Raw genomic sequence first — 3,943 nt, forward strand, 5'->3', positions numbered from 1 at the left:
TTATTTTTAATTTTGTTAACAGGACTTGTCGCAGCAGGAACAAGTTATTGGTTCAGCCTGAACAATACCACTACGCTTTTAGCGAAAAATATGGAACGGCAAATGGGCTATAGGAGCGATTCTTTTGATACTTTATTCAATACAATCAGTCATAATGTCAATCGGTATGCAGAGAAAAGTGAGTTAGGGGATCAAGAAGAGGAAATCGAACATCAAGAAGAGTATATAGATAAAAATGAACCACCATCCTACGATCAAAAAGTTGGTTAAGTTTTCTCGCCTGTGATTCGACACGAATGTCAGGCGTTTTTTGCCGTCATATGTTTGATTTTTGAGAAAAGAGGAAAATAGTTAATATTATTCACTTTAGAATGGGGAGGTCTTATGGAGAAAGGAACAGTAACTTGGGATATGATTAAAATCCACCAACAGACTGCTGAAAACATAACCGATGAGGTTGCTGAGGAATTTCCACTGACTATAATGATCAATGGTGAAGAATTCGCTACAATGGTTTGTTCACCCATTCATTTAGAAGAATTAGTAATAGGCTACCTTGCTACGGAAGGAATAATCCGGTCAATGAAGGATTTACATAGTATTTCCATTGATAAAGATACAGGATTCGCTTACGTGGAAACAGGAAAGCCACTGCCTGATTTAGCGGTTCATCAAAAAAGGTGGATCGGATCGTGCTGTGGAAAAAGTCGAGCGTTCTATTTTCAAAACGATGCGAACACGGCACGGACGGTAATGAGTCACTTTACCATCAAGCCGGAACAGTGCTCTTATTTGATGGATCAATTCCAAGGAGCCGCACAAATGTTTCAGCGAACGGGAGGAGTGCATCAGGCAGCGATAGCAACGAATGATGGCATCGAAATTCAGTTTGCTGATATAGGAAGGCATAATGCCCTCGATAAATTGTATGGATATATGATTAAAAATCGTTGGAAGGTGAAGGATAAAGTTATTATCTTCAGCGGTCGTATATCATCGGAAGTTTTGCTGAAAGTATCCAAAATGGGGATTGGATGTTTGCTGTCTAAATCAGCACCGACGAATTTGGCGCTGCAGCTGGCCGAAGATTTGAATATTACTGCTGTCGGTTTTGTCCGGGGAGAGAGAATGAACGTGTACACACATTCTGAACGCATCGAACTCGACTCACTCAAAACAACGGAGTAAAAAAGGGGAGATTAACTTGTTAGAAAGAGAGCATACCGTCGTTACGGTCAATGGGAATGAATACTTAGCTGATCCAGGTCAAAATCTACTAGACTTGATCAATACTACGGATGAAAACGTACCTCAAATCTGCTACAACGAATCGTTAGGACCAATTGAAACATGTGATACTTGCCTGGTGCAGGTGAATGGAAAAATGGAACGAGCTTGTGGGATGAAAGTGGAGCCTGGAATGCGTGTTCAAACGCAGCTGCCTCATGTACATAAAGCTCAAAAAGAAGCGTTGGACCGCATTTTGGAAAAACATGAATTGTATTGCACAGTCTGTGACTATAACAATGGCTCATGCGAAATCCATAACACGATGGCCGAATTCGGCTTAGAGCATCAATCCCGTCCGTTCCAGCCCACTTCCTATAATGTTGATGATTCAGGATCTTTTTACCGTTATGATCCTGATCAGTGTATCCTATGTGGACGTTGTGTAGAAGTCTGCCAGGATGTACAGGTGAACGAAACATTGACGATTGACTGGGAACGCCAGGAGCCGCGAGTCATTTGGGATAACGATGTGCCGATTGACCAGTCGTCCTGTGTGAACTGTGGTCAGTGCTCAACCGTTTGTCCATGTAACGCTATGATGGAAAAAGGTATGGAAAAAGAAGCAGGGTTTCTTACTGACCAGAAACCAGGCATCTTGAAGTCGATGATTGAATTGACGAAAAAAGTAGAAACCGGCTACGGTCCGCTGTTTGCTGTATCCGACACGGAAGCAGCGATGCGTGAAGAGCGAATCAAGAAGACGAAGACCGTCTGTACGTATTGTGGTGTGGGCTGTTCGTTTGATGTCTGGACGAAGGATCGCAAAGTCTTAAAAGTAGAGCCTCATCCTCAATCTCCAGCGAACGGAATTTCCACTTGTGTGAAAGGAAAATTCGGCTGGGATTACGTCAATAGTGACGATCGTTTGCAGAAGCCATTAATCCGTCGAGGTGAACAATTTGAAGAAGTCGAATGGGACGAAGCGATTGCATATGTTGCTCAGCGCTTCAATCAGATAAAAGCAGAGAAAGGCGCCGATCATCTCGCTTTTATTTCATCTTCAAAAGCGACGAACGAAGAGTCCTATGTTATGCAGAAACTTTCCCGTCAGGTCATCGGAACGAATAACGTTGATAACTGCTCCCGTTATTGTCAGGCTCCAGCTACAAAAGGATTATTCAGAACAGTAGGCTATGGGGGCGATTCAGGATCGATTGACGATATCGCAAAATCGAAGCTGGTGATGACAATCGGTTCAAATACGGCAGAGTCTCATCCTGTACTTGCATCAAGAATCAAACGATCCCAAAAATTATTTGATCAGAAACTGTTTGTCTTTGATCTTCGTAAGCATGAGATGGCTAAAAGAGCGGATCGTTTTTATCAGCCGAAGTCCGGTACTGATCTTGTCTGGCTTTCCGCAGTAACGAAGTATATTTTAGACCAGGGATGGGAAGATCAGAACTTTCTCAAGGATTGGGTGAATGGTTTTGAGGAATACCGAGAAAGTCTTGAGACTTATACGTTGGAATATGCATCAGAGCTGACCGGCATTTCCATTGACGAATTGAAGTCACTTGCAAAAGAGATTAGCTCTGCTGAGAGTGTCGTCGTTTGCTGGGCGATGGGAGTTACGCAGCATATGCGGGGCAGTGATACGAGTACAGCGATCTCGAATCTTTTATTGATCACAGGAAACTATGGCAAGCCAGGCACCGGGGCTTATCCGCTGCGTGGTCACAACAACGTTCAAGGGTGCAGTGACTTTGGCAGTATGCCGGACTTTTTTCCTGGTTATGAGAAAGTGGATGATGAAGAAGTCAGGACCAAATATGAAAAAGCATGGGGCGTTGACCTGCCGAAAGAAATCGGCATGGATAACCACGAAATGATAGAAGCGATTCATGATGGGGAGCTTTCCTCTATGTACGTCATGGGTGAAGATACGGGGATTGTTGATGCGAATATCAACTACGTGACAGCAGCGTTTGAGAAACTCGATTTCTTCGTAGTACAGGATCTGTTCCTTACAGAAACTGCTCAGTACGCTGACGTAGTCCTTCCAGCTTCGCCAAGTCTGGAGAAAGATGGTACATTCACTAATACAGAGCGCAGGATTCAGAGGCTCTATCAGTCGTTTGAACCATTAGAAGGAACACATCCTGACTGGAAGATTATTCAGATGATTGCCAAAGAACTTGGACACGACTGGAAGTATAGTCATCCGTCGGAAATTATGGAAGAGTCAGCGAAGCTCGCTCCTTTATTCGCTGGTGTGAACTATGAACGTTTAGAAGGCTATGAATCGCTGCAGTGGCCGGTAGCTGAAGATGGAACAGATTCGCCACTATTATTTACAGAAGGGTTCCCGTTTGAAGATAAAAAGGCCAAGCTCTATCCACTGACATTTGAATTGGAATATGATACTAGTGAAGAGTACGACCTGCATGTGAATAACGGACGTTTGCTTGAACATTTCCACGAGGGCAATATGACGTATCGGTCTGAAGGCATCGTCAGGAAAACCCCAAACGCGTTCATTGAAGTATCGGAAGAACTTGCAGAAGAACGAGGCATTAAAGAAGGGGCAGAAGTGAAGCTGATTTCAGAAGCGGGCGAAGCTACCGGAATCGTGACTATTACAGACCGCGTTAAAGGAAAAGAACTATTTTTACCATTAAGTGGACGTGGAAAAACGGCTGTCAATTATTTA

At 43.6% G+C, this 3,943-nt stretch carries 3 protein-coding genes; all 3 read left to right on the forward strand.

Annotated elements, in window-relative coordinates; genetic code table 11:
• Window positions 1-270: hypothetical protein (locus tag LD39_RS23335; RefSeq protein WP_035553380.1), on the forward strand; the 270-nt coding region annotated here is incomplete at its 5' end.
• A 114-nt stretch (window positions 271-384) separates the two neighbouring features.
• Window positions 385-1,188, forward strand: coding sequence for a formate dehydrogenase accessory sulfurtransferase FdhD (fdhD, locus tag LD39_RS20880; protein ID WP_035553383.1), 804 nt, complete (start codon window positions 385-387; stop codon window positions 1,186-1,188).
• A gap of 16 nt (window positions 1,189-1,204) precedes the next feature.
• A partial coding sequence (fdhF, locus tag LD39_RS20885) for a formate dehydrogenase subunit alpha (protein WP_035553386.1) occupies window positions 1,205-3,943 on the forward strand: 2,739 nt, incomplete at its 3' end.

Source organism: Halobacillus sp. BBL2006 (assembly GCF_000786645.1).
Classification (GTDB): domain Bacteria; phylum Bacillota; class Bacilli; order Bacillales; family Halobacillaceae; genus Halobacillus.